General features: G+C 69.5%; 24 protein-coding genes. 21 read left to right on the top strand and 3 right to left on the bottom strand.

Annotation, left to right across the window (positions count from 1 at the left end; all coding sequences use genetic code 11):
* The first annotated feature begins 1 nt into the window (after nt 1).
* The 4 genes from thrC to prfA all read left to right on the top strand — a co-directional run bounded on the left by thrC (nt 2) and on the right by prfA (nt 5,377).
* Complete coding sequence (thrC, locus tag ACLBWJ_RS13775) at nt 2-1,087, top strand: threonine synthase (protein WP_274178798.1); 1,086 nt, start codon at nt 2-4, stop codon at nt 1,085-1,087.
* Nucleotides 1,084-2,013, top strand: a complete 930-nt coding sequence (thrB, locus tag ACLBWJ_RS13770; RefSeq protein WP_112617273.1) for a homoserine kinase — start codon at nt 1,084-1,086, stop codon at nt 2,011-2,013. Before thrC ends, thrB begins: the two co-directional genes overlap by 4 nt.
* A 152-nt stretch (nt 2,014-2,165) precedes the next feature.
* Nucleotides 2,166-4,298, top strand: a complete 2,133-nt coding sequence (gene rho / locus ACLBWJ_RS13765; RefSeq protein WP_447660553.1) for a transcription termination factor Rho — start codon at nt 2,166-2,168, stop codon at nt 4,296-4,298.
* Nucleotides 4,299-4,300: 2 nt separating this feature from the next.
* Nucleotides 4,301-5,377, top strand: coding sequence for a peptide chain release factor 1 (prfA, locus tag ACLBWJ_RS13760; protein WP_112617271.1), 1,077 nt, complete (start codon nt 4,301-4,303; stop codon nt 5,375-5,377).
* Nucleotides 5,378-5,423: 46 nt separating this feature from the next.
* Here the strand turns inward: prfA and epsC are convergent, their stop codons facing one another.
* Nucleotides 5,424-5,996, bottom strand: a complete 573-nt coding sequence (gene epsC / locus ACLBWJ_RS13755; protein WP_274178796.1) for a serine O-acetyltransferase EpsC — start codon at nt 5,994-5,996, stop codon at nt 5,424-5,426.
* Nucleotides 5,996-6,949: a cysteine synthase A gene (gene cysK / locus ACLBWJ_RS13750; protein WP_269267732.1), complete on the bottom strand. Its 954-nt coding sequence runs from the start codon at nt 6,947-6,949 to the stop codon at nt 5,996-5,998. Before cysK ends, epsC begins: the two co-directional genes overlap by 1 nt.
* A 126-nt stretch (nt 6,950-7,075) precedes the next feature.
* Here cysK and prmC point away from each other — a divergent pair, with 126 nt between their 5' ends.
* The 17 genes from prmC (at nt 7,076) to ACLBWJ_RS13665 (ending at nt 23,750) form a co-directional block, all read left to right on the top strand.
* Nucleotides 7,076-7,957, top strand: coding sequence for a peptide chain release factor N(5)-glutamine methyltransferase (gene prmC / locus ACLBWJ_RS13745; RefSeq protein WP_282501310.1), 882 nt, complete (start codon nt 7,076-7,078; stop codon nt 7,955-7,957).
* A gap of 34 nt (nt 7,958-7,991) precedes the next feature.
* Entirely contained in the window at nt 7,992-8,753 is a 762-nt protein-coding gene (locus tag ACLBWJ_RS13740; protein WP_112617267.1) for an L-threonylcarbamoyladenylate synthase, read from the top strand.
* Entirely contained in the window at nt 8,750-9,901 is a 1,152-nt protein-coding gene (locus tag ACLBWJ_RS13735; RefSeq protein ID WP_114588459.1) for an MraY family glycosyltransferase, read from the top strand. The genes ACLBWJ_RS13740 and ACLBWJ_RS13735 overlap by 4 nt, the downstream gene beginning before the upstream one ends.
* Nucleotides 9,898-10,356 (top strand): hypothetical protein, encoded by a 459-nt coding sequence (locus ACLBWJ_RS13730; RefSeq protein WP_112617265.1) that lies wholly within the window; start codon nt 9,898-9,900, stop codon nt 10,354-10,356. The genes ACLBWJ_RS13735 and ACLBWJ_RS13730 overlap by 4 nt, the downstream gene beginning before the upstream one ends.
* Before the next feature lie 182 nt (nt 10,357-10,538).
* Nucleotides 10,539-11,315, top strand: coding sequence for a F0F1 ATP synthase subunit A (atpB, locus tag ACLBWJ_RS13725; RefSeq protein ID WP_309300110.1), 777 nt, complete (start codon nt 10,539-10,541; stop codon nt 11,313-11,315).
* A gap of 43 nt (nt 11,316-11,358) precedes the next feature.
* Nucleotides 11,359-11,598 carry a F0F1 ATP synthase subunit C gene (atpE, locus tag ACLBWJ_RS13720; protein WP_091502856.1) on the top strand — a complete coding sequence of 80 codons (240 nt, stop codon included), beginning with the start codon at nt 11,359-11,361 and terminating at the stop codon, nt 11,596-11,598.
* A gap of 31 nt (nt 11,599-11,629) precedes the next feature.
* On the top strand, nt 11,630-12,181 hold the full coding sequence (locus ACLBWJ_RS13715; RefSeq protein WP_112617572.1) for a F0F1 ATP synthase subunit B: 552 nt from the start codon (nt 11,630-11,632) through the stop codon (nt 12,179-12,181).
* The gene (locus ACLBWJ_RS13710; protein ID WP_447660552.1) at nt 12,181-12,969 is read left to right on the top strand and encodes a F0F1 ATP synthase subunit delta; all 789 of its coding nucleotides are present in this window, start codon (nt 12,181-12,183) and stop codon (nt 12,967-12,969) included. The genes ACLBWJ_RS13715 and ACLBWJ_RS13710 overlap by 1 nt, the downstream gene beginning before the upstream one ends.
* A gap of 73 nt (nt 12,970-13,042) precedes the next feature.
* On the top strand, nt 13,043-14,683 hold the full coding sequence (gene atpA / locus ACLBWJ_RS13705) for a F0F1 ATP synthase subunit alpha (protein WP_274178794.1): 1,641 nt from the start codon (nt 13,043-13,045) through the stop codon (nt 14,681-14,683).
* A gap of 21 nt (nt 14,684-14,704) precedes the next feature.
* Nucleotides 14,705-15,607: a F0F1 ATP synthase subunit gamma gene (locus ACLBWJ_RS13700; RefSeq protein WP_112617262.1), complete on the top strand. Its 903-nt coding sequence runs from the start codon at nt 14,705-14,707 to the stop codon at nt 15,605-15,607.
* A 21-nt stretch (nt 15,608-15,628) separates the two neighbouring features.
* Entirely contained in the window at nt 15,629-17,074 is a 1,446-nt protein-coding gene (gene atpD / locus ACLBWJ_RS13695; RefSeq protein WP_091502862.1) for a F0F1 ATP synthase subunit beta, read from the top strand.
* A 1-nt stretch (nt 17,075) separates the two neighbouring features.
* On the top strand, nt 17,076-17,333 hold the full coding sequence (locus ACLBWJ_RS13690) for a F0F1 ATP synthase subunit epsilon (protein ID WP_023955192.1): 258 nt from the start codon (nt 17,076-17,078) through the stop codon (nt 17,331-17,333).
* 69 nt (nt 17,334-17,402) lie between these two features.
* Nucleotides 17,403-18,155: a YaaA family protein gene (locus ACLBWJ_RS13685; RefSeq protein ID WP_282501307.1), complete on the top strand. Its 753-nt coding sequence runs from the start codon at nt 17,403-17,405 to the stop codon at nt 18,153-18,155.
* Nucleotides 18,156-18,268: 113 nt separating this feature from the next.
* On the top strand, nt 18,269-19,000 hold the full coding sequence (locus tag ACLBWJ_RS13680) for a large exoprotein (protein WP_447660551.1): 732 nt from the start codon (nt 18,269-18,271) through the stop codon (nt 18,998-19,000).
* Between the two features lie 84 nt (nt 19,001-19,084).
* The gene (locus tag ACLBWJ_RS13675) at nt 19,085-20,068 is read left to right on the top strand and encodes an aldo/keto reductase (RefSeq protein WP_112617259.1); all 984 of its coding nucleotides are present in this window, start codon (nt 19,085-19,087) and stop codon (nt 20,066-20,068) included.
* A 72-nt stretch (nt 20,069-20,140) separates the two neighbouring features.
* A complete protein-coding gene (locus ACLBWJ_RS13670) occupies nt 20,141-20,941 on the top strand; it encodes a PP2C family protein-serine/threonine phosphatase (protein WP_114588455.1) in 801 nt (266 codons plus the stop codon).
* Nucleotides 20,942-21,008: 67 nt separating this feature from the next.
* The gene (locus tag ACLBWJ_RS13665; RefSeq protein WP_447660550.1) at nt 21,009-23,750 is read left to right on the top strand and encodes an FtsK/SpoIIIE domain-containing protein; all 2,742 of its coding nucleotides are present in this window, start codon (nt 21,009-21,011) and stop codon (nt 23,748-23,750) included.
* On the opposite strand, the gene ald is transcribed toward ACLBWJ_RS13665, so the two are convergent.
* Complete coding sequence (ald, locus tag ACLBWJ_RS13660) at nt 23,716-24,831, bottom strand: alanine dehydrogenase (protein ID WP_447660549.1); 1,116 nt, start codon at nt 24,829-24,831, stop codon at nt 23,716-23,718. The genes ACLBWJ_RS13665 and ald overlap by 35 nt on opposite strands.
* Nucleotide 24,832 lies beyond the last annotated feature (1 nt).

Genomic DNA, 24,832 nt, shown 5'->3' with positions numbered 1-24,832 from the left:
CATGGCACACGTGTGGCAGGGGGTCCTGCGCGAGTTCGCCGACCGTCTCGACGTCACCGAATCGTCGACGATCGTGACGCTCGGCGAGGGCGGTACGCCGCTGGTGCCCGCTCGCGAGCTCTCGCGGCGCACCGGCGCCGACGTCTGGGTGAAGTTCGAGGGCATGAACCCGACGGGGTCGTTCAAGGACCGCGGGATGACGGTCGCGCTCTCGCGCGCCGTCGAGCACGGGGCGAAGGCCGTCATCTGCGCCTCGACGGGCAACACGTCGGCCTCTGCTGCGGCCTACGCCGCCCACGCCGGAATCACAGCTGCCGTCCTCGTCCCCGAGGGCAGAATCGCGATGGGCAAGCTGAGTCAGGCGGTCGCGCACGGCGGCCGTCTCATCCAGATCCGCGGCAACTTCGACGATTGCCTCGAGATCGCGCGCGAACTGGCCGACCACTATCCGGTGCACCTGGTCAACTCCGTCAATCCCGATCGCATCGACGGGCAGAAGACCGCGGCGTACGAGATCGTGTCGCAGCTGGGCGACGCGCCGGACTTCCACTTCGTGCCCGTCGGCAACGCCGGCAACTACACGGCCCATGCTCGCGGCTACCGCGAGGAGGCGGCCCGCGGGGCGGCGACGCGCGTTCCGCGGATGTTCGGCTTCCAGGCCGCCGGATCGGCGCCGCTCGTCCGCGGCGAGGTCGTGAGAGACCCCGACACCATCGCGACCGCGATCCGCATCGGCAACCCGGCCTCGTGGCACCTCGCCCTCGAGGCCCGTGACGCGACGCAGGGCTGGTTCGGCGCCATCGACGACGACCGCATCCTCGCGGCGCAGAAGCTCCTCGCGAGCACGGCCGGCGTGTTCGTCGAACCCGCGTCCGCGATCACCGTCGCCGGCCTGCTCGACCGGGCCGAGGCGGGCGTCATCCCCGCGGGCTCGACCGTCGTGCTGACCGTCACCGGTCACGGCCTGAAGGACCCGCAGTGGGCCCTCCGCAACGCGGACGGCACTCAGGCCGAGCCGATCGTCGTCGACGCGGCGACGTCGGAAGTGGCATCCGTGCTCGATCTCGCGCCGGAGGCGACGGCATGACCCGCTCGGTTCAGGTGCGTGTTCCCGCGACCAGCGCCAACCTCGGTCCCGGCTTCGACACCCTGGGTCTCGCGCTCAGCGTTTACGACGAACTGATCGTCACGGAGCTGCCGGCACCCGGCCTCGAGATCACCGTCTCCGGCGAGGGAGCCGCCGACGTCCCGACGGACGCCTCGCACCTCGTCGTGCGGGCGATGGCCTACGCGTACGAGGCGTTCGGGCGGACGATGCCCGGCGTGCGCCTCGAAGCGGTCAACGCGATCCCGCACGGGCGGGGGATGGGCTCGTCGGGCGCCGCAGTCGTATCGGGACTCCTCGCGGCGAAGGGCCTCCTCGCGGGCGACGTGGAGATCGGCGCCGACGCGCTGCTGCGCCTCGCGACAGAGCTCGAGGGCCACCCGGACAACGTCGCGCCGGCCCTGTTCGGCGGCCTCACGATCGCCTGGGTCGACGAGCACGGCCCGCAGCACAAGAAGCTGCTCGTCCACCGCGGCGTCGCGCCGCTGGTGTTCGTGCCCGACTTCACGATGTCGACCTCGGTGGCGCGGGGGTTCGACCCTCTGCAGGTCACGCGCGAAGACGCGATCTTCAATCTCTCGCGTTCGGCGCTGCTCGTCGCGGCTCTCACGCAGAGCCCTGACCTGCTGTTCGCGGCCACCGAGGACAAGCTCCACCAGTCGTACCGCGCCCAGGCGATGGTCGAGACCGACAAGCTCGTCCGGGCTCTGCGTGCTGAGGGGTTCGCGGCGGTCGTGTCGGGTGCCGGCCCCAGCGTCCTGGTGCTCGCCGACGGGCCGGGGCAGCGTCTTGCGGCCGCCGAGGTGGCCGCGCATACCACAGACACCCCGTGGGACGCGCGGATGCTGGCGGTCGATGTGCGCGGTGGTATGGTGAGGGACCATACGGAGGGTTCCACACCTTTGTGATCTGAGCCTCCGTCGCAATTCTGCGAATCACCGCGAACACCCCTGATCCATACCCCGTGCCGTCGGCCGGACGCGTGTGGCAGGTGGATGGCGCCCGCCGTGGACGGCGCTGGACGCGGTTCTGTCATATCCACCGTTTAAGAGGAGCACTCGTGGAGTCCAACTCCGAGAACCCGACGATCGACGAGACCGTCGACGCCCCAGCCGAAGAGGCGACCGAGCAGCAGGATGCCGTCGTCGAGACGCCCGCTGAGGAGGCCGCCCCCGTCGAGGACGCTGCCCCCGCTGAGGAGGCCGCCCCCGTCGAAGAGGCGCCCGTCGAGCAGGCGCCCGCCGAGGTGGCCGCCCCCGCCGAGGTGGCCGAGCCCGCTGAGGCGGCTGAGCCCGCCGAGAAGCCGGCGAAGGCGCCGCGCAAGCGAGCACCCCGTCGCGCGAAGAGCACGGATGCCGCGCCTGCGGCGGCCGCTGACGAGACCCCGGCCGCCGCCTCCGAGGCAGCAGCGGAGGAGCTCTCCGCCGCCACCGATGCGCCGGCCACCGCCGATGCTCCCGCAGCCGACGCCGTCGCCGCCGACGCGCAGCCGGCCGCGGATGAGAGCGCGTCTGACGCCACGGCCGAGGCCGTCGAGGCGGAGCCCGCGGAGGCGCCGAAGAAGCCGGCGCGAGGCCGTGGCCGCGGACGCAATGCCAAGAAGGAGGCCGAGGCCGAGGCTGAAGCCGCCCCCGCGGGCGATGCGGCCACCGAATCCGCTGACGCTCCGTCTGCGGAGGGTGCCGTCGACGCTCCCGCCGAGCAGGCGCCGGACGCCGACGCCTCCTCCGACGACTCGTCGAAGTCCGACTCCGGCGAGGGCGAAGGCGAGTCGACCGGCCGTTCGCGCAGCCGTTCGCGCAGCCGCAACCGCAACCGCAACAAGGACAACGCGCAGGGCAGCCAGGGCCAGGCCGGCCAGAACCAGGGCGGCAACCAGAACCAGGGTGGCAACGGCCAGGGCGGCAACAACAACGCCGCCGATGATGACGACGCCTCGGGACAGAACGGTCGGGGACGTCAGCGCAACAAGCGCCGCGGCCAGGGCAGCGGCGACGAGTTCGAGACCGAGATCAACGAGGACGACGTCCTCATCCCGATCGCCGGCGTGCTCGACGTGCTCGACAACTACGCCTTCGTGCGCACGACCGGCTACCTCCCCGGTACGCAGGACGTCTACGTCTCGCTCGGACAGGTGAAGAAGTACAACCTGCGCAAGGGTGACGCGGTCGTCGGCGCGATCAAGCAGCCGCGCGAGGGCGAGCAGTCGAGCCGTCAGAAGTACAACGCGCTGGTCAAGGTCGACTCGATCAACGGCCTGTCCGTCGAGGACGCCGCCGACCGGGTCGAGTTCGGCAAGCTGACGCCGCTGTACCCGCAGGAGCGTCTGCGCCTCGAGACCGGCCCCGAGAAGCTGACCCAGCGCATCATCGACCTCGTCGCTCCCATCGGCAAGGGCCAGCGCGGTCTCATCGTCGCACCGCCCAAGGCCGGCAAGACGATCGTGCTGCAGCAGATCGCCGGCGCGATCGCGCAGAACAACCCCGAGGTCCACCTCATGGTCGTGCTGGTCGACGAGCGGCCCGAAGAGGTCACCGACATGCAGCGCACGGTGAAGGGCGAGGTCATCGCCTCGACCTTCGACCGTCCCGCCGAGGACCACACGACCGTCGCCGAGCTCGCGATCGAGCGCGCCAAGCGTCTCGTCGAGCTCGGCCGCGACGTGGTCGTGCTGCTCGACTCGATCACGCGCCTCGGTCGCGCCTACAACCTGTCGGCCCCGACGTCGGGCCGCGTCCTGACCGGTGGTGTCGACGCTTCGGCGCTGTACCCGCCGAAGCGCTTCTTCGGTGCAGCGCGCAACATCGAGAACGGCGGCTCGCTCACGATTCTCGCGACGGCGCTGGTGGAGACCGGCTCCAAGATGGACGAGGTCATCTTCGAAGAGTTCAAGGGCACGGGCAACAGCGAGCTGCGCCTGTCGCGTCAGCTGGCCGACAAGCGCATCTTCCCCGCCGTCGACGTCAACGCCTCCTCGACGCGTCGTGAAGAGATGCTGCTCTCCTCCGACGAGGTCAAGATCACGTGGAAGCTGCGCCGTGCGCTCGCGGGTCTCGACCAGCAGCACGCGCTGGGCGTCATCCTCGACAAGCTCAAGGAGACGCAGTCCAACGTCGAGTTCCTCGTGCAGATGCAGAAGTCGATCCCGGCGCCGACCACGCACTCCGGCGGGCACGACAACAGCATCCGCTGATCGTGTTCGAGTCGGTCCGGGGGCTGCTCGACGAGCACCGCGCGGTTCAGGAGGAGCTCTCCGACCCCGCGGTGCACGCCGACGCTGCGCGCGCGAAGCGCGTGAATCGGCGGTACGCCGAGCTGTCGCGGATCGTCGCGGCCCACGACGCGTGGGTCGCGGCATCCGACGATCTCGCGGCGGCTCGCGAGCTCGCCCGCGAGGACGAGGCCTTCGCCGCGGAAGTGCCCGCGCTCGAGGAGGGGCTGCGCGAGGCGCAGGAGCGGCTTCGCCGTCTGCTCATCCCGCGCGATCCCGACGACGCCCGTGACGTCATCATGGAGATCAAGCAGGGCGAAGGGGGAGCGGAGTCCGCTCTCTTCGCCGCCGACCTGCTGCGGATGTACATGCAGTACGCCGCCTCGCGCGGATGGAAGACCGAGCTGCTCGAGCGCAACGAGTCCGACCTCGGCGGGTACAAGGACGTCCAGGTCGCCATCAAGGGCTCGTCGTCCGACCCGTCGCAGGGGGTGTGGGCCCACCTGAAGTACGAGGGCGGGGTGCACCGCGTGCAGCGTGTGCCGGCCACCGAGTCGCAGGGGCGCATCCACACCTCGACGACCGGCGTGCTCGTGTTCCCCGAGGTCGATGAGCCCGAAGAGATCACCATCGACCCGAACGACCTGAAGATCGACGTCTTCCGTTCGTCCGGCCCGGGCGGGCAGTCGGTCAACACGACCGACTCGGCCGTCCGCATCACCCACGTGCCGACGGGCATCGTCGTCTCGATGCAGAACGAGAAGAGCCAGCTGCAGAACCGCGAGGCCGGCATGCGCGTACTGCGCGCCCGGCTGCTCGCGAAGCAGCAGGAGGAGCGGGATGCCGCGGCATCCGACGCCCGCCGCTCGCAGATCCGCGGGATGGACCGCTCCGAGCGCATCCGCACGTACAACTTCCCCGAGAACCGCATCGCCGATCATCGGACCGGGTACAAGGCCTACAACCTCGATCAGGTGATGGACGGCGCCCTCGCGCCGGTCATCGACAGCTGCATCGCCGCCGACGAAGAGGCCCGCCTCGCGGCTCTTGCCGACGACTGAGCCCCGCTCCCCCTCCCGCCAACAGGGCGGACAGGGGAGGGGGGAGTCAGATGTGGTACTCGGGGGCGGTCAGGACGGCGCGGGTGTCCTCGCCCTCGCGGCGGACACGCGGCCGGGCGGGGACGCCGACGAGCACCGAGTCGGCCGGGGCATCCTTCGTGACGACCGCATTGGCGCCGACGACGCTTCGGGCGCCGATCGTGATCGGACCGAGGATCTTCGCGCCGGCGCCGACGGCGACGCCGTCCTGGAGGGTGGGATGCCGCTTGCCGGCATGACGGGTGCGGCCGCCGAGGGTGACCCCGTGGTAGAGCATGACGTCGTCACCGATGACGGCGGTCTCGCCGATCACGACCCCCATGCCGTGGTCGATGAAGAACCGGCGGCCGATGCGCGCCCCCGGGTGGATCTCGATCCCCGTGAGCCAGCGGGTCAGCTGCGACCCGGCGCGCGCGAGGAAACGCGCGCGCCGGAGCCACAGCCGATGCGTGATGCGGTACGACCAGACCGCGTGCAGCCCCGGGTACAGCAGCGCGATCTCGAGGCCGCTGCGAGCCGCGGGATCGCGGAGCTTCGCGGCGGCCAGGTCTTCGCGGATGCGTGCTCGGAGCGTTCCCATCAGTCTTCGCGCAGGTCCTCGAACAGCGGGGTCGAGAGGTAGCGCTCACCGAACGAGGGGATGATCACGACGATGTTCTTGCCCTCGGACTCGGGGCGTGCCGCGACCTGGAGCGCGGCCCAGACGGCGGCTCCCGACGAGATGCCGACGAGGATGCCCTCCTTCTGCGCCACCTCGCGCGCGACGCGGACAGCGTCGTCGAAGGTGACGTCCTGCACCTCGTCGATGACGCCCTGGTCGAGGATCGGCGGGATGAAGTTGGGCCCGATGCCCTGGATCTTGTGGGGGCCGGGCTTTCCCTCCGTCAGGAGGGGCGAGTCCTTCGGCTCGACCGCGACGACCTTCACATCGGCGACGCGCTCCTTGAGCACCTGGCCGACGCCGGTGATGGTGCCGCCCGTGCCGATGCCGGCGACGAAGTAGCCCACCTGGCCATCGGTGTCGCGAAGGATCTCCTCCGCGGTCGTGCGGCGGTGGATGTCGGGGTTGGCCTCGTTGGCGAACTGCTTCGCGAGGACGGCGCCCGGCGTCTCGGCGGCGATCTTCTCCGCCTCCGACACGGCGCCCTTCATGCCCAGCGACGGGTCGGTGAGCACGAGCTCGGCGCCGTAGGCCTTGAGCAGGAGGCGACGCTCCATCGACATGGAGGAAGGCATCGTGAGGATGACGCGGTAGCCCCGCGCCGCGCCGACCATCGCCAGGGCGATGCCGGTGTTGCCGCTCGTGCCCTCGACGATCGTGCCGCCGGGCTGCAGAGCACCGGCCTTCTCGGCCGCATCGACGATGGCGATGCCGAGACGGTCCTTGACGGATGACGCGGGGTTGTAGAACTCGAGCTTCGCGAGAACCGTGCCCGGCAGGCCCTCGCTGACGCGGTTCAACCGCACGAGAGGCGTGTTGCCGTACGCGGTGGTGATGTCGGGGTGGATGCCGTGAGTGACCGGGTCGGACATGTCTGCCTTTCGGGTTTTCGAGCGGATGCCGCGTCGCGGCGGGATCGTCGCCCCAGCCTATTGTCGCCCTTCGCCACGGGAGCCGAATGTGACGAATCCGCACTCGTGATTAGGCTTGTCGGCGCCATGAGCACCGCGCCCCGTCCCGCACCGACCCTGACCGAGGTCCTGCGTGCCGCGACCGCCGAGCTCGAGGCCGCCTTCGTCCCGACCCCGCAGGTCGACGCCGAGCTCCTCGCCGCACACGTCCTGGGAGTCGGCCGCGGCGAGCTGTCGGCCGCCGTCTTCCGCGGCGATGCGATCGGCGCCGAGGATGCCGCGCGACTGGCCGAACTGGTCGCGCGTCGCGCGTCGCGCGAGCCCCTGCAGCATCTGACCGGCGTCGCGCCGTTCCGCCACCTCGAGCTCCGCGTCGGCCCCGGTGTGTTCGTGCCGCGCCCCGAGACGGAGTCGGTCGCTCAGATCGCGATCGACCTGCTGCGCGCGGCGGCCGGCCCCGAGCCTGTCGCGGTCGACCTGGGCACCGGTTCGGGAGCGATCGCCCTGGCGCTGGCGACAGAGGTGCCGCACGCACGCGTCTACGCCGCCGAGAATTCCGTCGACGCGTTCATCTGGACGAAGGAGAACTTCGCCCTCGTCGGGGCTCCGAACGCCCGCCTCGCCTTCATCGACCTCGAGCGCGCGTTCCCGGAGCTCGACGGCACCGTCTCGGTGCTCGTGTCGAACCCGCCGTACGTGCCCGACGACGCGATCCCGCGCGATCCCGAAGTGCGGCTGTGGGACCCGCCGGCGGCGCTCTACGGCGGCGCGGACGGCCTGGACGTCGTGCGGACCCTGTCGCGCGTCGGGCTCCGCCTGGTGCACCCCGGGGGCAGCATCGTCATCGAGCATGGCGAGCTGCAGGGGGCCGCGATCCGCGGCATCCTGGCCTCCGACGGGTGGTCGGCGACCGCGACGCATCCCGACCTCACGATGCGCGACCGCACCACGACGGCCGTCCGCTCCTGAGTGCGGCCGGGGTCCGCCGTACACTGGAGCGGTCATGTCTCCCGTTTTCGACTGCCGCGACGAGACCCAGGTCCTCCCCGGCATGCGCCAGGCGCGCCAGGCCATCGGTCGCGGCGATCTCATCGTCCTGCCCACCGACACCGTCTACGGTGTCGCCGCCGACGCCTTCAGCGCCTCGGCCGTCGCCAAGCTGCTCGCCGCGAAGGGACGGGGTCGTCAGTCGCCGCCCCCGGTGCTCGTCGCCGGCATCGCGACGATGCGCGCGCTCGTGGCCGAGGTCCCCGAGCCCGTCGAACGGCTCGTCGAGGCCTTCTGGCCCGGCGGCCTGACGATCGTCCTGCCGGCACAGCCGTCGCTGTCGTGGGATCTGGGGGAGACCCGAGGGACCGTCGCCGTGCGCATGCCCGCCGACAGGTTCGCCCTGGAGCTCCTAGAGGAGTGCGGCCCCTTGGCGGTCTCGAGTGCGAACCTCACCAAGATGAACGCCGCCGTCACGATCGACGACGCGGTGCGGATGCTGGGCGACAGCGTGTCGGTCTATCTCGACGGCGGCCCCGCGGCGACCGGCGTCGCATCGACGATCATCGACGCGACGCCCCTCGTCGGCCCCGACCCCGCCCCGGTGCGGGTGCTGCGTGACGGGGCGGTCACACGTGAGGCTCTGCGCGACGTCCTCGGCGACCTGCTCGAGCCCGACGTCGAGCCGGAGCATGCCGAGGCGGCGAATCGCACGCCCATGGAGTCGGGCTCGGCCGGTGTCACCGGCGGAGAGACCGCCGGCGGCAGCGTCGCGTGAGGCTCTACCTGGCCACCTTCGTGGTCACGGCCCTCGTCACCTTCGGGCTGACCTGGCTCGTGCTGAGGGTGAGTCTGCGCTACAAGCTCTATCCGGAGATCCGCGAGCGCGACGTCCACAAGACACCGACACCGAGGCTCGGCGGCGTCGGGATGTTCCTCGGCGCCACCGCCGTCATCCTGACTTCGTCGCAGATTCCCTTCTTCTCGATCTTCTGGGCCAAACCCGAGCCCATCTGGGCCATCCTGGCGGCGACCGCCCTCATCGTCGTCGTCGGCGTCGCCGACGACCTGTGGGACCTCGACTGGCTCATCAAGCTCGGCGCGCAGTTCGGCGCCGCAGCGATCGTGGTCGGGTTCGGGGGCGTGCAGATGTACACGATCCCGCTCGGCGGGCAGACTGTCGTCTCGAGCGCCGCGAGCTTCACGATCACGGTCTTCTCGATCGTCGTCGTGATGAACGCCGTCAACTTCATCGACGGTCTCGACGGCCTCGTGGCGGGCGTGGCACTGATTGCGAACGGGGTGTTCTTCACTTACACCTACCTGCTCGGTCGCGACTTCGGTGCGAGCAGCTACGCGAACCTCGCCTCCTTCCTCGCCGTGGTGCTGCTCGGGGTCTGCGCGGGCTTCCTGCCGCTGAACTGGAACCCTGCGAAGCTGTTCATGGGCGACTCCGGAGCGCTCATGATCGGGTTGCTCATGAGCTGCTCGGCCATCCTCGTCACGGGCACCCTCGTCCCGGCCACGGGTGACAACGACGTGTTCGGCCGCTCGCAGCTGCTGGGTGCGTTCATCCCCATCCTGCTGCCGGTCGTCGTGGTCCTCCTGCCGCTGCTCGACTTCGGGATGGCGGTCATCCGCCGCATGTCCCGGGGCAAGTCGCCGTTCTCGCCCGACCGCAAGCATCTCCATCACCGCATGCTCGACATGGGTCACAGCGACCGCGACGCCGTCCTGATCTTCTACGCCTGGACCACGGTCGTCAGCCTCTCGGTGCTGCTGATGTACATCGGCACGACCGCCGCCTGGCCGGGGGACTACCTCTTCGGCCTCGGCTTCCTCATCCTCGGCGTCGCCGCGTGCCTCGTCGTCACCCTGATCCCCGCCCGGTCCGCGCGGGATGCCTCACCCGTGGAGAACTCATGAATCAGAAGACCCTCTCGAGCACGCCGATCCTGCGTGCCGCGCTCACCTGGGGCCTCATCGTCGGTGCCGTCGTCGCTGTCGTCGCCGCCGTCGCGGGCGCGGTCGTCGCCGGACCCGAGGGTGCGTGGAGCGGAGTGATCGGTGCGGCGGTGGGAGTCATCTTCCCCGCACTCACCGCGCTCAGCATCCTGATCGCCAACCGGTGGTACGGGCAGGACACGTTCCTGCCGATCTACTTCGGCATCGTGATGGGCGGCTGGGTGGTCAAGTTCGCCCTCGTGCTCGTGGCGCTCCTGGTCATCAGCCGCATCGAGTGGATCGTGTCGCCGATGTTCTTCTTCGCCCTGGTGGCTGCGGCGATCGGCGCGATCACCGTCGATCTCGTCGTGATGGCGCGGATGCGACTGCCGCACGTATCGGACACGACGCTGCCGGAGACGAACCCCGAAGTCTGACGTCCAGGCATTCGGATGACGGGCAGTGCCCGGTTGTTTGATAGGCTGACACAGCACTTCACGGATGGTGGGCAGCGGCGACGCTGAGGCCCCGTGGAGATCTCTTCTCATACTTACCGAGCTGGTTCACGCTGGCACGAGAAGCTGGAGCCAACCCGTTGACTCAAGCGGCAATGATCGCCATGGCGGCCGACAACGAATTCCACCCGCCCTCCATCAGCGACTTCTTCCCTGAGGTCCTGCTCTTCGAAGGCACTCCGTTCGCGTTCACGCGGATCTCGATGGTGCAGTTGATCGCGACCGCGGTGCTGGTGCTCATCCTCGTGATCGGCGCACGGCGCATGACCGTCGTGCCGGGACGCTTCCAGAGCGTGCTCGAGCTGGGCTTCGGCTTCGTGCGCGAGCAGGTCGCCTATCAGGTCCTGGGCGAGAAGGACGGCAAGCGGTTCCTTCCGATCCTGACGTCGCTGTTCTTCGGGATCCTCTTCCTGAACCTCACGGGCATCATCCCGTTCCTCAACATCGCGGGCACCGCGGTCGCGGGCGCGCCGCTGATGTTCGCGCTGGTCGCATACGTCGTCTTCGTCTACGCCGGCCTCAAGAAGCACGGCCTCGGACGTTTCCTGAAGAACTCGCTCGTGCCGAGCGGTGTGCCGATCGTGATCGTGCCGCTGATCGCCCTGATCGAGCTCATCTCGATCTTCGTCGCGCGGCCCTTCTCGCTGTTCCTGCGACTGCTCGCCAACATGATGGTCGGCCACCTCATGCTCGTGCTGTTCTTCGCAGCCACCCAGTTCTTCCTGATGAGCTTCAACTGGTTCTCGATCCTGTCGGCCGGTACCCTCGCGATGGGTTTCGCCTTCACCCTGTTCGAGATCTTCGTTGCCGCCCTGCAGGCATACATCTTCACCATCCTGACCGCGGTCTACATCCAGCTCGCTGTCGCCGAAGAGCACTGACGATCAGCCACCCGGCTGCTCGCCCTACGAAAGGAAAAATCCAGTGGACGCTACGACGATCCTTGCCGCCGTCACCGGAAACATCGCAACCGTCGGCTACGGCCTCGCCGCCATCGGTCCGGCCATCGGCCTCGGCATCATGATCGGCAAGACCATCGAGTCGACGGCCCGTCAGCCCGAGCTCGCCGGTCGCCTCCAGGTGACGATGTTCATCGGTATCGGCCTCATCGAGATCCTCGCGCTGATCGGCATCGCCACGCCGTTCATCTTCAACGCGCTCTGATCCGCTCGTCATTCACCAAGAGGGAGGCATGATGGTCGACGCACTGCTCACCGTCGCCGCCGAAGAGGGCTCCGGCAACCCGCTGCTGCCCGCCTACTACGACATCATCTGGTCGGGCGTCTGCTTCGTCATCATCGTTCTCGTCGTCGTCTTCTACGCGCTGCCCCGTGTCACCACGGTGCTCGACGCGCGCAGCGCGGCCATCGAGGGCAACATCGCCAAGGCTGACGAGGCGCAGCGCAAGGCGGAGGCAGCGCTCGAGGAGTACACCGCTCAGCTGGCCGAGGCCCGCAAGGAGGCCGGTGAGATCCGCGACGCCGCTCGCGAGGACGGTCGCAAGATCGTCAGCGAGGCGAAGCAGAACGCATCGGCCGAGGCCGAGCGTCTCACCGCTGCCGCGCACACGCAGATCGAGGCCGAGCGCCAGGCTGCCGTCGTCTCGCTGCGCAGCGAGGTCGGCACGCTCGCTCTCGACCTGGCCGGCGGCGTCATCGGCGAGACCCTGTCCGACGACCAGAAGGCGCAGGCCGTCGTCGACCGCTTCCTCAGCGAGCTCGAGGCTTCTGAGAAGGCGTCGAACTGATGGGCAGCGCGACCACTCAGGCACTCGTCGCGACGACGGCGGCCATCGCCGAGACCCCCGGGCTCACGCTCGACGTGTCCGGTGAGCTGTTCGTCGCGGCGCGGGCTCTGGCGGACTCGCCGCAGCTGAGCGGCGCGCTGACGGACAACGCGGCTTCGCCGCAGGCTCGCGACAAGGTCGTCGGCGACGTGTTCGGTCCGGCCTTCGCGGCGCAGACCGTGTCGCTGCTGCGCACAGCCGTCGCGCAGCGCTGGTCCTCGGTCGACGACTTCGTCGACGCCGTCGAGGAACTGGCGATCCGCGCCGCAGCCGTCGCCGATCAGGGCGATCTCGAGAACGAGCTGTTCGGTGTGCTGCACACCGTGTCGGCGAACCCCGAGCTCGAGCTCGCTCTCGGCAGCAGGCTGGGGGAGGCCTCGGCCAAGGGGGCTCTCATCGAGCGCCTTCTCGACGGGCGTTTCGGTTCCGCAACGCGTCTGATCGCTTCGTCGATCGTGCAGCGTCCGCGTGAGCGCCGTGTGCGGCAGCTGCTCGAGCGGGCGATCCGCATCGTCTCGGACCAGCGCGGCCGCGTCGTCGCGAGCATTCGCACGGCGACCGCTCTCAGCGATCAGCAGCGCGCCCGCCTCGCCGAGACCCTCTCGAACCGCTACGGCACGCCCGTCGCGCTCAACCTCGTCGTCGACCCCGCGGTCGTCGGGGGGCTGCGCATCGAGATCGGCGACGACGTGATCGACGCGACCGTCGCCTCTCGCCTCTCCGATCTCCGCCAGCGACTGGCGGGCTGACCCACCTCACCGCCCGCAGGGGCGCACCGGCCGGATGCATCCGGACCCTCAGACTCAGGACCGAAGGAACACCATGGCAGAACTGTCCATCAGCCCGGATGTCATCCGTGACGCGCTGAAAGACTTCGTCGCCGCGTACGAGCCCACCGGGGCCGCCGCGACCGAGGTCGGCACCGTCGTCGACGCGGCCGACGGCATCGCCCACGTCGAGGGTCTGCCCGGCGTTATGGCGAACGAGCTCGTCCGCTTCGAGAACGGCGTCGAGGGCCTCGCGCAGAACCTCGACGAGCACGAGATCGGTGTCGTCGTCCTCGGCGACTTCGCCGGTATCCAGGCGGGCCAGAAGGTCACGCGAACCGGTGAGGTGCTCTCGGTCGGAGTCGGCGAGGGCTACCTCGGCCGTGTCGTCGACCCGCTCGGCAACCCGATCGACGGTCTCGGCGAGATCGCCACGACCGGCCGTCGCGCACTCGAACTGCAGGCGCCCGGCGTCATGCAGCGCAAGTCGGTCCACGAGCCGATGCAGACCGGCATCAAGGCCATCGACGCCATGATCCCCGTCGGCCGCGGTCAGCGTCAGCTGATCATCGGCGACCGCCAGACCGGCAAGACGGCCATCGCGATCGACACGATCATCAACCAGAAGGCCAACTGGGAGTCGGGCGACGTCAACAAGCAGGTCCGCTGCATCTACGTCGCGATCGGCCAGAAGGGCTCGACCATCGCTTCGGTGAAGGGCGCGCTCGAGGACGCCGGTGCCATGGAGTACACGACGATCGTCGCGGCTCCCGCATCCGACCCCGCCGGCTTCAAGTACCTCGCTCCGTACACCGGCTCGGCCATCGGCCAGCACTGGATGTACGAGGGCAAGCACGTCCTGATCATCTTCGACGACCTGTCGAAGCAGGCCGAGGCCTACCGTGCGGTCTCGCTGCTGCTGCGCCGTCCGCCGGGCCGCGAGGCGTACCCCGGTGACGTCTTCTACCTGCACTCGCGTCTGCTCGAGCGTTGCGCGAAGCTCTCCGACGACCTGGGTGCCGGATCGATGACGGGTCTGCCCATCATCGAGACCAAGGCCAACGACGTCTCGGCGTACATCCCGACCAACGTGATCTCGATCACCGACGGCCAGATCTTCCTGCAGTCCGACCTGTTCAACGCCAACCAGCGTCCGGCGGTCGACGTGGGCATCTCGGTGTCGCGCGTCGGCGGTGACGCTCAGGTCAAGTCGATCAAGAAGGTCTCGGGAACGCTGAAGCTCGAGCTCGCTCAGTACCGCTCGCTCGAGGCGTTCGCGATGTTCGCGTCGGACCTCGACGCCGCGTCGCGTCGTCAGCTGGCTCGCGGTGCGCGTCTGACCGAGCTGCTCAAGCAGCCGCAGTACTCGCCGTACCCCGTCGAGGAGCAGGTCGTCTCGATCTGGGCCGGCACCAACGGCAAGCTCGACACGATCGAGGTCGAGGACGTCCTGACCTTCGAGCGCGAGCTGCTCGACTACCTCAAGCGCAACACGTCGATCCTCGACACGCTGCGTGAGACGAACGTGCTGGGCGATGACACCGTCGCCGAGCTCGAGAAGGTCGTCGACGAGTTCGTGCTCGAGTTCCAGGGCGGAAAGGGCCAGGCCATCAACAAGCCGGGCCACGAGGAGACCGCTGCCGCCGAGGCCGACGACGTGAACCAGGAGCAGATCGTCAAGGGCCGCCGCGGCTGACGCGGAGGACGACACACACTTATGGGCGCACAACTCCGGGTCTACAAGCAGAAGATCAGTTCTGCTCAGACGACCAAGAAGATCACGAAGGCGATGGAGCTCATCGCGGCTTCGCGCATTCAGAAGGCGATGGGACGCGTCCGCGCATCCTCTCCCTTCGCGCGAGCTGTGACGCGCGCCGTCTCCGCGGTGGCGACCCACTCCGACGTCGAGCACCCGCTGACGACCGAGCGCGAGACGATCCGTCGTTCCGCGGTCGTCATCTTCGCCTCCGATCGCGGCCTCGCCGGCGCGTTCAACTCGCAGATCCTCCGCGAGGGTCTCGAGCTGGCCGAGCTGCTGCGGTCGCAGGGCAAGGAAGTGGACTACTACCTCATCGGTCGCAAGGCCGTCGGGTACTTCCAGTTCCGCCGGATGCGGGCTGCGGGCGAGTGGACGGGTGACACCGACACGCCGCACTTCAGCACGGCCGAGCAGGTCGCCGGGGCTCTCCTCGACGCCTACGCTCAGGGCGGCGAAGACGGCGGCGTCGACGAGATCCACCTCGTGTACAACCGTTTCGTCAGCATGATGACGCAGACACCTGAATCAGTCCGTCTGCTGCCCCTCGAAGTCGTCGAGGCCGATGCGGCGACGGCGGACCAGGCTCCGGTCTATCCGCTGTACGAGTTCGAGCCCGACCCCGAGACGGTGCTCGACGCGCTGCTGCCGGTGTACGTCCAGAGCCGCGTGTTCAACGCGCTGCTCCAGTCGTCCGCCGCGAAGCACGCCGCGACGCAGAAGGCGATGAAGTCGGCGAGCGACAACGCCGACAAGCTCATCACCGACTACACCCGCCTGCGCAACAACGCTCGCCAGGCCGAGATCACTCAGCAGATCGCCGAGATCGTCGGCGGCGCCGACGCTCTGGCGTCGGGCAAGTAAGACCAACCGAAAGAGACAGACATGACTACCGTCACTGCCGAAGCCACGTCGGTCGTCGGCCGCGTTGCGCGCGTCACCGGCCCCGTCGTCGACATCGAGTTCCCGCACGACTCGATCCCCGACATCTACAACGCGCTGAAGACCACGATCACGATCGACGGCGAGTCGACCGAGATCACCCTCGAGGTCGCTCAGCACCTCGGCGACGACCTCGTTCGCGCCATCTCGCTGAAGCCGACCGACGGCATGGTCCGCGGCCAGGAGGTGCGCGACACCGGCGGCCCCATCACGGTCCCCGTCGGGGACGTCACCAAGGGCAAGGTCTTCAACGTCACGGGCGACGTTCTCAACGCCGCCGAGGGCGAGACCGTCGAGGTCACCGAGCGCTGGGGCATCCACCGCCAGGCGCCGAGCTTCGACCAGCTCGAGTCGAAGACCCAGATGTTCGAGACGGGCATCAAGGTCATCGACCTCCTCACCCCGTACGTCCAGGGTGGAAAGATCGGCCTCTTCGGTGGTGCCGGCGTCGGCAAGACCGTCCTCATCCAGGAGATGATCCAGCGCGTCGCGCAGGACCACGGTGGTGTGTCGGTGTTCGCCGGTGTCGGTGAGCGCACCCGTGAGGGCAACGACCTCATCCACGAGATGGAGGAGGCGGGCGTCTTCGACAAGACCGCCCTCGTCTTCGGCCAGATGGACGAGCCGCCGGGGACGCGTCTGCGCGTCGCCCTGTCGGCCCTGACGATGGCGGAGTACTTCCGCGACGTGCAGAAGCAGGACGTGCTGCTCTTCATCGACAACATCTTCCGCTTCACGCAGGCCGGTTCCGAGGTCTCGACGCTGCTGGGCCGTATGCCCTCGGCCGTGGGCTACCAGCCCAACCTCGCCGACGAGATGGGTGTGCTCCAGGAGCGCATCACCTCGACGCGCGGTCACTCGATCACCTCGCTGCAGGCGATCTACGTCCCCGCCGACGACTACACCGACCCGGCTCCGGCGACGACCTTCGCGCACCTCGACGCCACGACCGAGCTCTCGCGCGAGATCGCGTCGAAGGGTCTCTACCCGGCCGTCGACCCGCTGAGCTCGACGAGCCGCATCCTCGACCCGCGCTACATCGGTGAGGACCACTACCGCGTGGCCACCGCCGTCAAGCAGATCCTGCAGAAGAACAAGGAGCTGCAGGAGATCATCGCGATCCTCGGTGTCGACGAGCTCTCCGAAGAGGACAAGATCGTCGTGTCGCGTGCACGCCGCATCCAGCAGTTCCTCTCGCAGAACACCTACATGGCGAAGAAGTTCACCGGTGTCGAGGGCTCCACGGTCCCGATCAAGGAGACCATCGAGTCGTTCGACGCGATCGTCAAGGGCGACTTCGACCACGTGGCCGAGCAGGCCTTCTTCAACGTCGGCGGTATCGGCGACGTCGAAGAGAAGTGGGCGAAGATCCAGAAGGAGAACAGCTGACATGGCTCTGACGGTCACGCTCGTCTCCGCCGAGGCGGAGGTCTGGTCGGGCGAGGCGTCCCTCGTCGTGGCCAAGACCGTCGAGGGCGAGATCGGCTTCATGGCGGGTCACGAGCCGGTGCTCGCGATCCTCGCCGAAGGTCAGGTGCGTATCACGCAGCCCGGCGGCGAGAAGATCGTCGCCAATGCGCAGGACGGCTTCCTGTCGATGGAGGGCGACGAGCTCACCATCGTGGCGGGTAACGCCGCGCTGGCCTGACCCGCACCGCGTCTACGAGAGACCGCACCCTCCGGGGTGCGGTCTCTCGCGTTGAAGGGAGATTTCCGGATGCTGCTCCTGCTGCCGCCGTCCGAGACCAAACGCGCCGGGGGTACCGGTGCGCCGCTCGACATCGACGCCCTGGCCCTGCCGCAGCTGGCGCCCGAGCGCCGCGCGGCCGTGGACGCGCTCGTCGCGTTGTCGGCGGATCCGGACGCCGCGGCGCGGGTGCTCAAGCTCAGCGCGCGTCAGCTGGGCGAGGTGGCGGTGAACTCCGCGCTCATGACCTCTCCGACGATGCCCGCCGTCGACCGGTACACCGGCGTCCTCTTCGATGCTCTCGATGCGGCCGCGCTCGACGCCGGGGCGCGGGGCTGGCTCGGCGAGCATGTGCTCATCCAGTCGGCGCCCTTCGGTCCCGTCGCCGCGCTCGATCCCATCCCGGCGTATCGGCTGGCGGCGGGCACGGCGCTTCCGGGCATCCCGCCGCTCCGCCGGCATTGGGCTGCGGCGAGCTCGGCCGCCTTGATGGGGGCCGGGGCGCCGTTCGTGCTCGATCTGCGCTCGGAGGCCTACGTGGCCCTGGCTCCGGTCCCCGCGGCGATGCCCTCCGCGTTCGTCCGCGTGGTCTCCGCCGGCGCCGATGGAACAGTGCGCGCCCTCAACCACTTCAACAAGCACGCGAAGGGCGAGTTCACGCGTTCGCTCGCCCGTTCGGCTGCGACCGTGAGCTCTCGAGACGACCTTCTCGCGTGGGCCGCGTCACACGGATGGGTGCTGCGCGAGACGGCTGGATCGTCCGAGCTCGAGCTCGTCGTCTGATGCCCCATGCCCGGTGCTGTCGAGGTCGCACGCCGGGTCCGGTGTTTCGCTAGCATGAGCGGCGACCCACGGCGCGAGCGCTTCGTGCCGGGTCGCGACTGAGGAGGTCGTACATGTCGGGTTACTACGACGATGGTGCGGGCGCGGGCGCTTTCCTCGCCCTCATCCTGCTGATTCTTCCCATCATCCTGATCATCGTGCTCGCGGGCTACATCATCAGCTCGTTCTTCTACATGAAGATCTTCGAGAAGGCCGGCGTGCAGGGAAAATGGCGCGCCTGGGTTCCGGTCTACCGCGAGATGGTCTTCGCGAAGCTCGGTGACACCTCTCCCTGGGTCATGCTGGGCGCGCTCGTCGCGACGGCGGTGCTGAGCAACATCCCGGCGATCGGATTCATCTTCAGCTACCTCGCGATCGTCGCGCTGGCTCTGGCCAGCGTTCGCGTCGGTCAGAAGCTCGGCAAGGACTGGCCGCTCGTGCTGCTGTACATCATCCCCGGCATCGGCGGGCTGATCTGGCTCGGTATCGCCGCGTTCTCGAGCTCGCCGTGGAATCCCCACGTGCAGCCCTCGCCGTGGCGCACCTCGTTCCTGCGCGACACGACGGTCTGGCAGGGCATCCCGGTCCAGCCCGACGGCGGCGCGGCACCCGCACCGGGCGCGTACGGCTCCACCGGTGCCGGCTATGCATCTTCCTCCGCTCCCGCCGCGCCGCCGGCCGGTTCGTACCCGCCGCCGGCCACGCCGCCGGCGCCCCCGGCCGGTGCCTACCCGCCGCCGGCGGCACAGCCGCCCGTGACGCCTCCGACCACCGAGCCCCCCGCGCCGGACGCCCCGCGGCAGTGAACACCCGAGGAACCCTCGTCGTATGACGGGGGTTCCTCGCCGTAGCGGGCGCCGACCCCACGGATTCGGGTCTAGCGTGGAGGGATGGACGACGCAGTGCACACCCGCCGACTCGGAACCTCCGGCCTGCTCGTCTCGGCCGTCGGGCTGGGATGCAACAACTTCGGGCGGCGGGGAACTCCCACGCAGACTCTCGACGGCACGGTCGCGGTGCTCGACGCCGCTTTCGACGCCGGCATCACCTTCTTCGACACCGCCGACATCTACGGCGGCGAGCCCGGTCTGTCCGAGACGCTGATGGGTGAGGCCCTGCGGGGACGTCGCGACCGCGTCGTGGTCGCCACGAAGTTCGGTCACAGCGCCGTGGACCTCGGGCTGCCGGGCGCGAAAGGATCTCGCGCCTACATCCGACGCGCGGTGGAGGCCTCGCTCGAGCGCCTGCAGACCGACTGGATCGACCTCTACCAGCTGCACACCCCCGACCCCGAGACGCCTATCGAAGAGACGCTCGACGCGCTGTCGGAGCTCGTACGGGAGGGCAAGGTCCGCTACATCGGACACTCCAACTTCGCGGGTTGGCAGATCGCCGAGGCCGAGGCCGTGGCGCGTGCACGCGGTGATGTGCCGTTCGTCTCCGCGCAGAACCACTACAGCCTGCTCGCACGCGCCGCCGAGCGTGAGGTCCTGCCGGCCGTCCGTCATTTCGGGAGGGGATTCCTCCCGTACTTCCCGCTGCACAACGGCTTGCTCACCGGGAAGTTCACCCGCGACCACATCCCCGCCGACTCGCGGGTCGCGAGGGAACGGCGTCATCTGTGGGAGAACGCTCCCTGGGACGCCATCGAGGCGTACCGGACCTTCTGCGACGAGCGTGGCATCACGATGGTGCAGGCGACCTTCGGCTGGCTCCTGGCGCAGCCGGCCCTGAGCAGCGTGATCGCCGGCGCGACCTCACCCGAGCAGGTTCACTCGAATGCGGCAGCCGCCTCGGCGTGGCACCCCGATGCTGCCGAGCTGGCCGCGATCGACGCGCTCTTCCCGTTGCCGTCCGACCCCGCCGCGGGGTGAAGAAATCACGCTCAGCGGGTGCGTCCACTAGAGTGTGACACGCCCATCCGTCGACGAAAGAAGAGTGACAGCGTGCCCGACCCCACGACCCAATCCCGGATCGTGGACGTCCCGTCCGGTGCGATCGAACTCCGGTGGGCCGCCGCGACCGACACCGGACGCCGCCGCGACAGCAACCAGGACGCCGTCCTTGCGCAGTATCCGCTGTTCATCGTCGCAGACGGCATGGGCGGACATATCGGCGGCGAGATCGCGAGCGCGAGCGCCGTCGACCGGCTCCGTGGTGTCGCCGAGCGCGGAGTGGTGACTCCCGAAGACATCGAAGAAGCCCTCGAGCGCGCCGTCGGAGACATCGCGGATCACCCCGAGACGACGGATGACGGAACGGGAACGACCGTCACCGGCGTGTACCTCGACATCGTCGACGGCGAACCGCAGTGGACGACGTTGAACATCGGCGACTCGCGGGTGTACCTGCTGCGCGACCAGGCGATCGCCCAGGTCACGACGGATCACTCCGTGGTGCAGGAGCTCGTGGCGGCCGGCCGGCTCAGCCCCGAAGAGGCGGAGCAGCACCCCTACGGGAACGTCATCACCCGCGCGGTGGGACCGAGCGACGGAGTCACCCCCGACTACGTTCGCCTCGATGTCGTCGATGGCGACCGCTTCGTGATCTGCAGCGACGGGCTCACGAAAGAGCTCACCGACTACGGCATCCTGCACTTCCTGCTCGAGAACGCCGATCCTGCGGCGGCCGTGTCGGCGATGATGACGGCGGCGTTGGAGAACGGGGGCCGTGACAACGTCACGGTCATCGTGCTCGACGCGCACGTGCGTGCTTCGAACGACGACTCCTCCCCGAACCAGGGCTGAGCCCGATCCTCCACCGCGGGCCGTGGCGCCTCTCCGGCGGCGTCTCGTCATCGCTTGACTGGGGTGCGTGCACTCCTCAGCCCGACTCGACGACCCCATCCGGCTGTCCACGTCGCTGACGCAGACGCAGGCGCGGCGATCATCCTTTCCGCTGTGGGCGGTGGTGGTCCCCATCGCCGGGGCGGTGATCCTGTGGCAGGTGACCGGCTCGCCGACGGTGCTCTGGTTCGCTGCGCTCGGTCCTCTCGTAGCCACCGCCACCATGCTCGATTCTGCACGCGTCGCGCGGCGGGAGCGGCGGCGGGCCGCGAAGCACGCAGCGGCGAGCATGCACAGAGCGCGCCTCGAGGTCGACGAGCGGCACGCGCTCGAGCGCGCGGAGCTCTGGCGTGCCACGCCGGATGTCGCGCGGCTGCTCGACGACCCCGACGAGCTGTGGCGCCCGAGGGCGGTACGCGATGTGCTCGTGATGGGAGCGGGCGATGCGCGGTCGTGTGTGCGGATCGAGGGCGAGCCGACGCCGGAGCTCCGGCATGCCGCAGGGGTGCTCCGAGATGCACCGGTCACGATCCCACTGACTGCAGGAGTAGCCGTCGTCGGACCGGCTGCGGCGCCAGCGGCGATCGCGCGCGCTCTCGTGATGCAGATCTGCCTCGTCCACCCGCCCGGTGAGGTGTGGGTGGTCGGCGCCGCTGAGGACTGGGCCCGTGACCTCCCGCACGCATCGACTCCGGGCGGCCGGCGCCTGTGGTGGGGGACCGGGGTGCCGCCTGCCGATGCCGACATCGTCATCGTCTCCGCGGGCTCCGGCGCACCGCCGCCGCAGTGTGCGGCCGTGCTCCGCGTGGGGGACGCCGACGCGGCGGTGCTCGCGTACAGCGGTTCGTCGCGGCCGATCCGTCCGGAGCCGCTCGGACGGGAGCAGGCTGCTGCGGTGACCGCCCTGCTGCGGGAGCGCGCGGAGGCGATGGGTGGTGACGCGGCGGCACCTCCGTCATTCGATGATCTCCCCGTCGTCGGAGGGGCCGGCCTCGCTGCCGTCCTCGGGGCGGGGCCCGACGGCCCGCTGGCGATCGACCTGGTCGACGACGGGCCGCACGCCGTCGTGGTGGGGGTCACGGGCAGCGGCAAGAGCGAACTGCTCGTGACGTGGATCGCCGCGCTCGCGCGGAGTCTGCCGCCCGAGCGGGTGAATTTCCTGCTCATCGACTTCAAGGGAGGTCGGGCTTTCGATGCCCTCGCGTCGCTGCCCCACGTGACCGGCGTCGTGACGGATCTCGACGAGCGCAACGCGGTGCGCGCGATCGAGAGCCTCACCGCGGAGGTGCGCCGTCGCGAGCGCGTTCTCGCCGGCCTCCGGGCCCGCGACATCGCGGATGTGCCGGACGCTCTGCCGCGATTGGTCGTCGTCGTCGACGAGTACGCCGCGCTCACCTCGACACACCCCGCGATGCACGATGTCTTCGCCGACATCGCCGCTCGAGGCCGCGCACTCGGGATGCACCTCGTGCTCGCGACCCAGCGTGCTGCGGGCTTCCGTGAGGCGGTGCTCGCGAACGCACCGTTGCGGGTCGCGCTTCGCGTGACCGACGTCGCGGATTCGCGCGCCGTGCTCGGTTCGGGCGACGCCGCCATGCTTCCCGGCGGCCGCGACGAGCGCGGGACCGCGCTGGTGATGCGTCCGGCTGATGTCCATCCGCACGTGATTCGGGTGAGCCGGTGCCCGTTGCCGGCCATCGAGTCGATCGCGCGAGCCGCGGCGGGTGCGGCCCCCGCGCGTCGGCCCTGGTTGCCGCCCTTGCCGGATGGCGTCGCGCTCGCCGACCTGCGGGGCGAGGGGTCCGTGGTGCTCGGTCTGGCCGACGAGCCGGATGCGCAGCGTCAACGTGCGGTGACGCTGGACCCTGGAGCGCCGGGGGTGGCGGTGCTCGGACGAGCCGGAGCCGGGCGCACGACGGTGCTCCGGACCATCGCTGCCCAGGTGCCCCACGATCGGGTGTGCTGGCTGCCCGACGATCTCGAGGCCGCGTGGGACGTCATCGTCGGACTCGACGACATCCCGCCGGGGTGGCTCATCGTCGTCGACGATCTCGACCGTGTGCTGGCGAGGCTGCCGGATGACTACAGCGCCGCCGCCGCGGCGATCCTGGAACGTGTGGCGCGCGACTCGCGGTCGCGTGGCGTTCAGTTCATCTGCTCTGCACAGCGGATGACCGGCGCCGTCGGCAGGATCGTCGACCAGCTTCCCGATCGCGCCGTGCTCGCCGCCGTGTCCCGGTCGGAGCATGTCGCCTTCGGCGGTGAGGGGGCTCACCATGACCCGACGGCCCCAGCGGGCCGCGGGAGGTGGCGCGGCATACTCGTGCAGTTCGCGGACGCCGGAGCGTTCGACCCCGCGCGGGAGCGGGCCCGGCCGCCCGACGTGTTCGAGCCGCGCCACGCCACGGCGTTCGTCGCGCCGCCCACCGCCGCCACGCGTGCCGCGCTGGAGCATTGGAATCGTCGGGGCTTCGAGATCGCGACCGTCGAGCAGACGACGTCGCTGCGGTCGAGGAGGGTGGTCTGGGGCACCCCGGACGCCTGGATCGGTCGGTGGCGCGCAGCGGCGGCCGCCGCGCAGACCCGATGCCAGCTCGTCATCGATGCCTCGTGTGCGGGGGAGGTGCGGCTTCTGACCGGCAACAGAGATCTGCTGCCGTACGCCGCTCCCGGGCGCGGCCGCGCCTGGGTCATCGACACGCGGACGGATCGGGTCCGGCGGGTGGTGCTGCCCCTCAGCTCAGCGCGTCATCCAACGACCCCGCGGTGATGCCGTGCGCCGCCGCGACGCCGGCGTTGACCACGTGGCCTCCGGCGGTGTTCAAGCCGGCCGCCAGGGCGCCGTCTGCCCGCAGGGCGGCGCGCCAGCCGTGGCGGGCGATCTGCCGGACGTAGGGCAGCGTCGCGTTGGTGAGCGCCGATGTCGACGTATTCGGCACGGCGCCCGGCATGTTCGCAACGCAGTAGAACACGGTGTCGTGCACGCGGAAAGTCGGGTCGGCGTGGGTCGTCGGTCGCGTGTCCTCGAAGCAGCCTCCCTGGTCGACCGCGATGTCGACGAGCACCGAGCCCGGCCGCATCCGAGCGACGGTCTCGTTGCGCACCAGTTTGGGAGCCTTCGCCCCGGGGATGAGCACCGAGCCGATCACGACATCGGATGCCACGACCGCACGTTCGAGATCGAGCGGGTTGGATGCCGCGGTCTTGACGCGCCCCTGGAAGTGATCGTCGAGGAAGCGGAGACGCTGGATGTTGGTGTCGAAGATCGTGACGTCCGACCCGAGACCCGCCGCGATGTACGCCGCGTTGGCCCCGGCGACCCCGCCGCCGATGACCGTCACCGCGGCGGGCCGGGTTCCGGGAACGCCGGACATCAGCAGTCCGAGGCCCCCGGCGGAGCGCAGCAAGGTTGAGGCTCCCACCATCGGGGCGAGGCGTCCGGCCACTTCGCTCATCGGGGCGAGGAGCGGCAGGCCCCCGCCGGGCAACTGCACCGTCTCGTAGGCGATGGCGGTCATGCCGCTTTCCATGAGCCGGTCGGTGAGCGGACGGTCGGCTGCAAGATGCAGGTAGGTGAACAACACGAGGTCGTCGCGGAAGCGGTGGTACTCGCTCGCGATCGGCTCCTTGACCTTCAGCAGCAGCTCCGCGCGTGCCCAGACCTCGTCGGGGTCGTCGAGGAGCACCGCGCCGGCGTCGGCATACTCGGAGTCGGGAAGCGACGATCCTTCGCCGGCCCCGCGCTGGACGAAGACCTCATGGCCTGCGACGACCAGGTCGTGCACGCCTGCGGGGGTGAGGGCGACGCGGTACTCGTTGTTCTTGACCTCGGTGGGAACGCTGATGCGCATG

It is taken from the genome of Microbacterium sp. M4A5_1d (assembly GCF_053345465.1).
The sequence above is the reverse complement of the archived record's forward strand: the minus strand, read 5'-3'. Positions and strand labels throughout refer to the sequence as shown.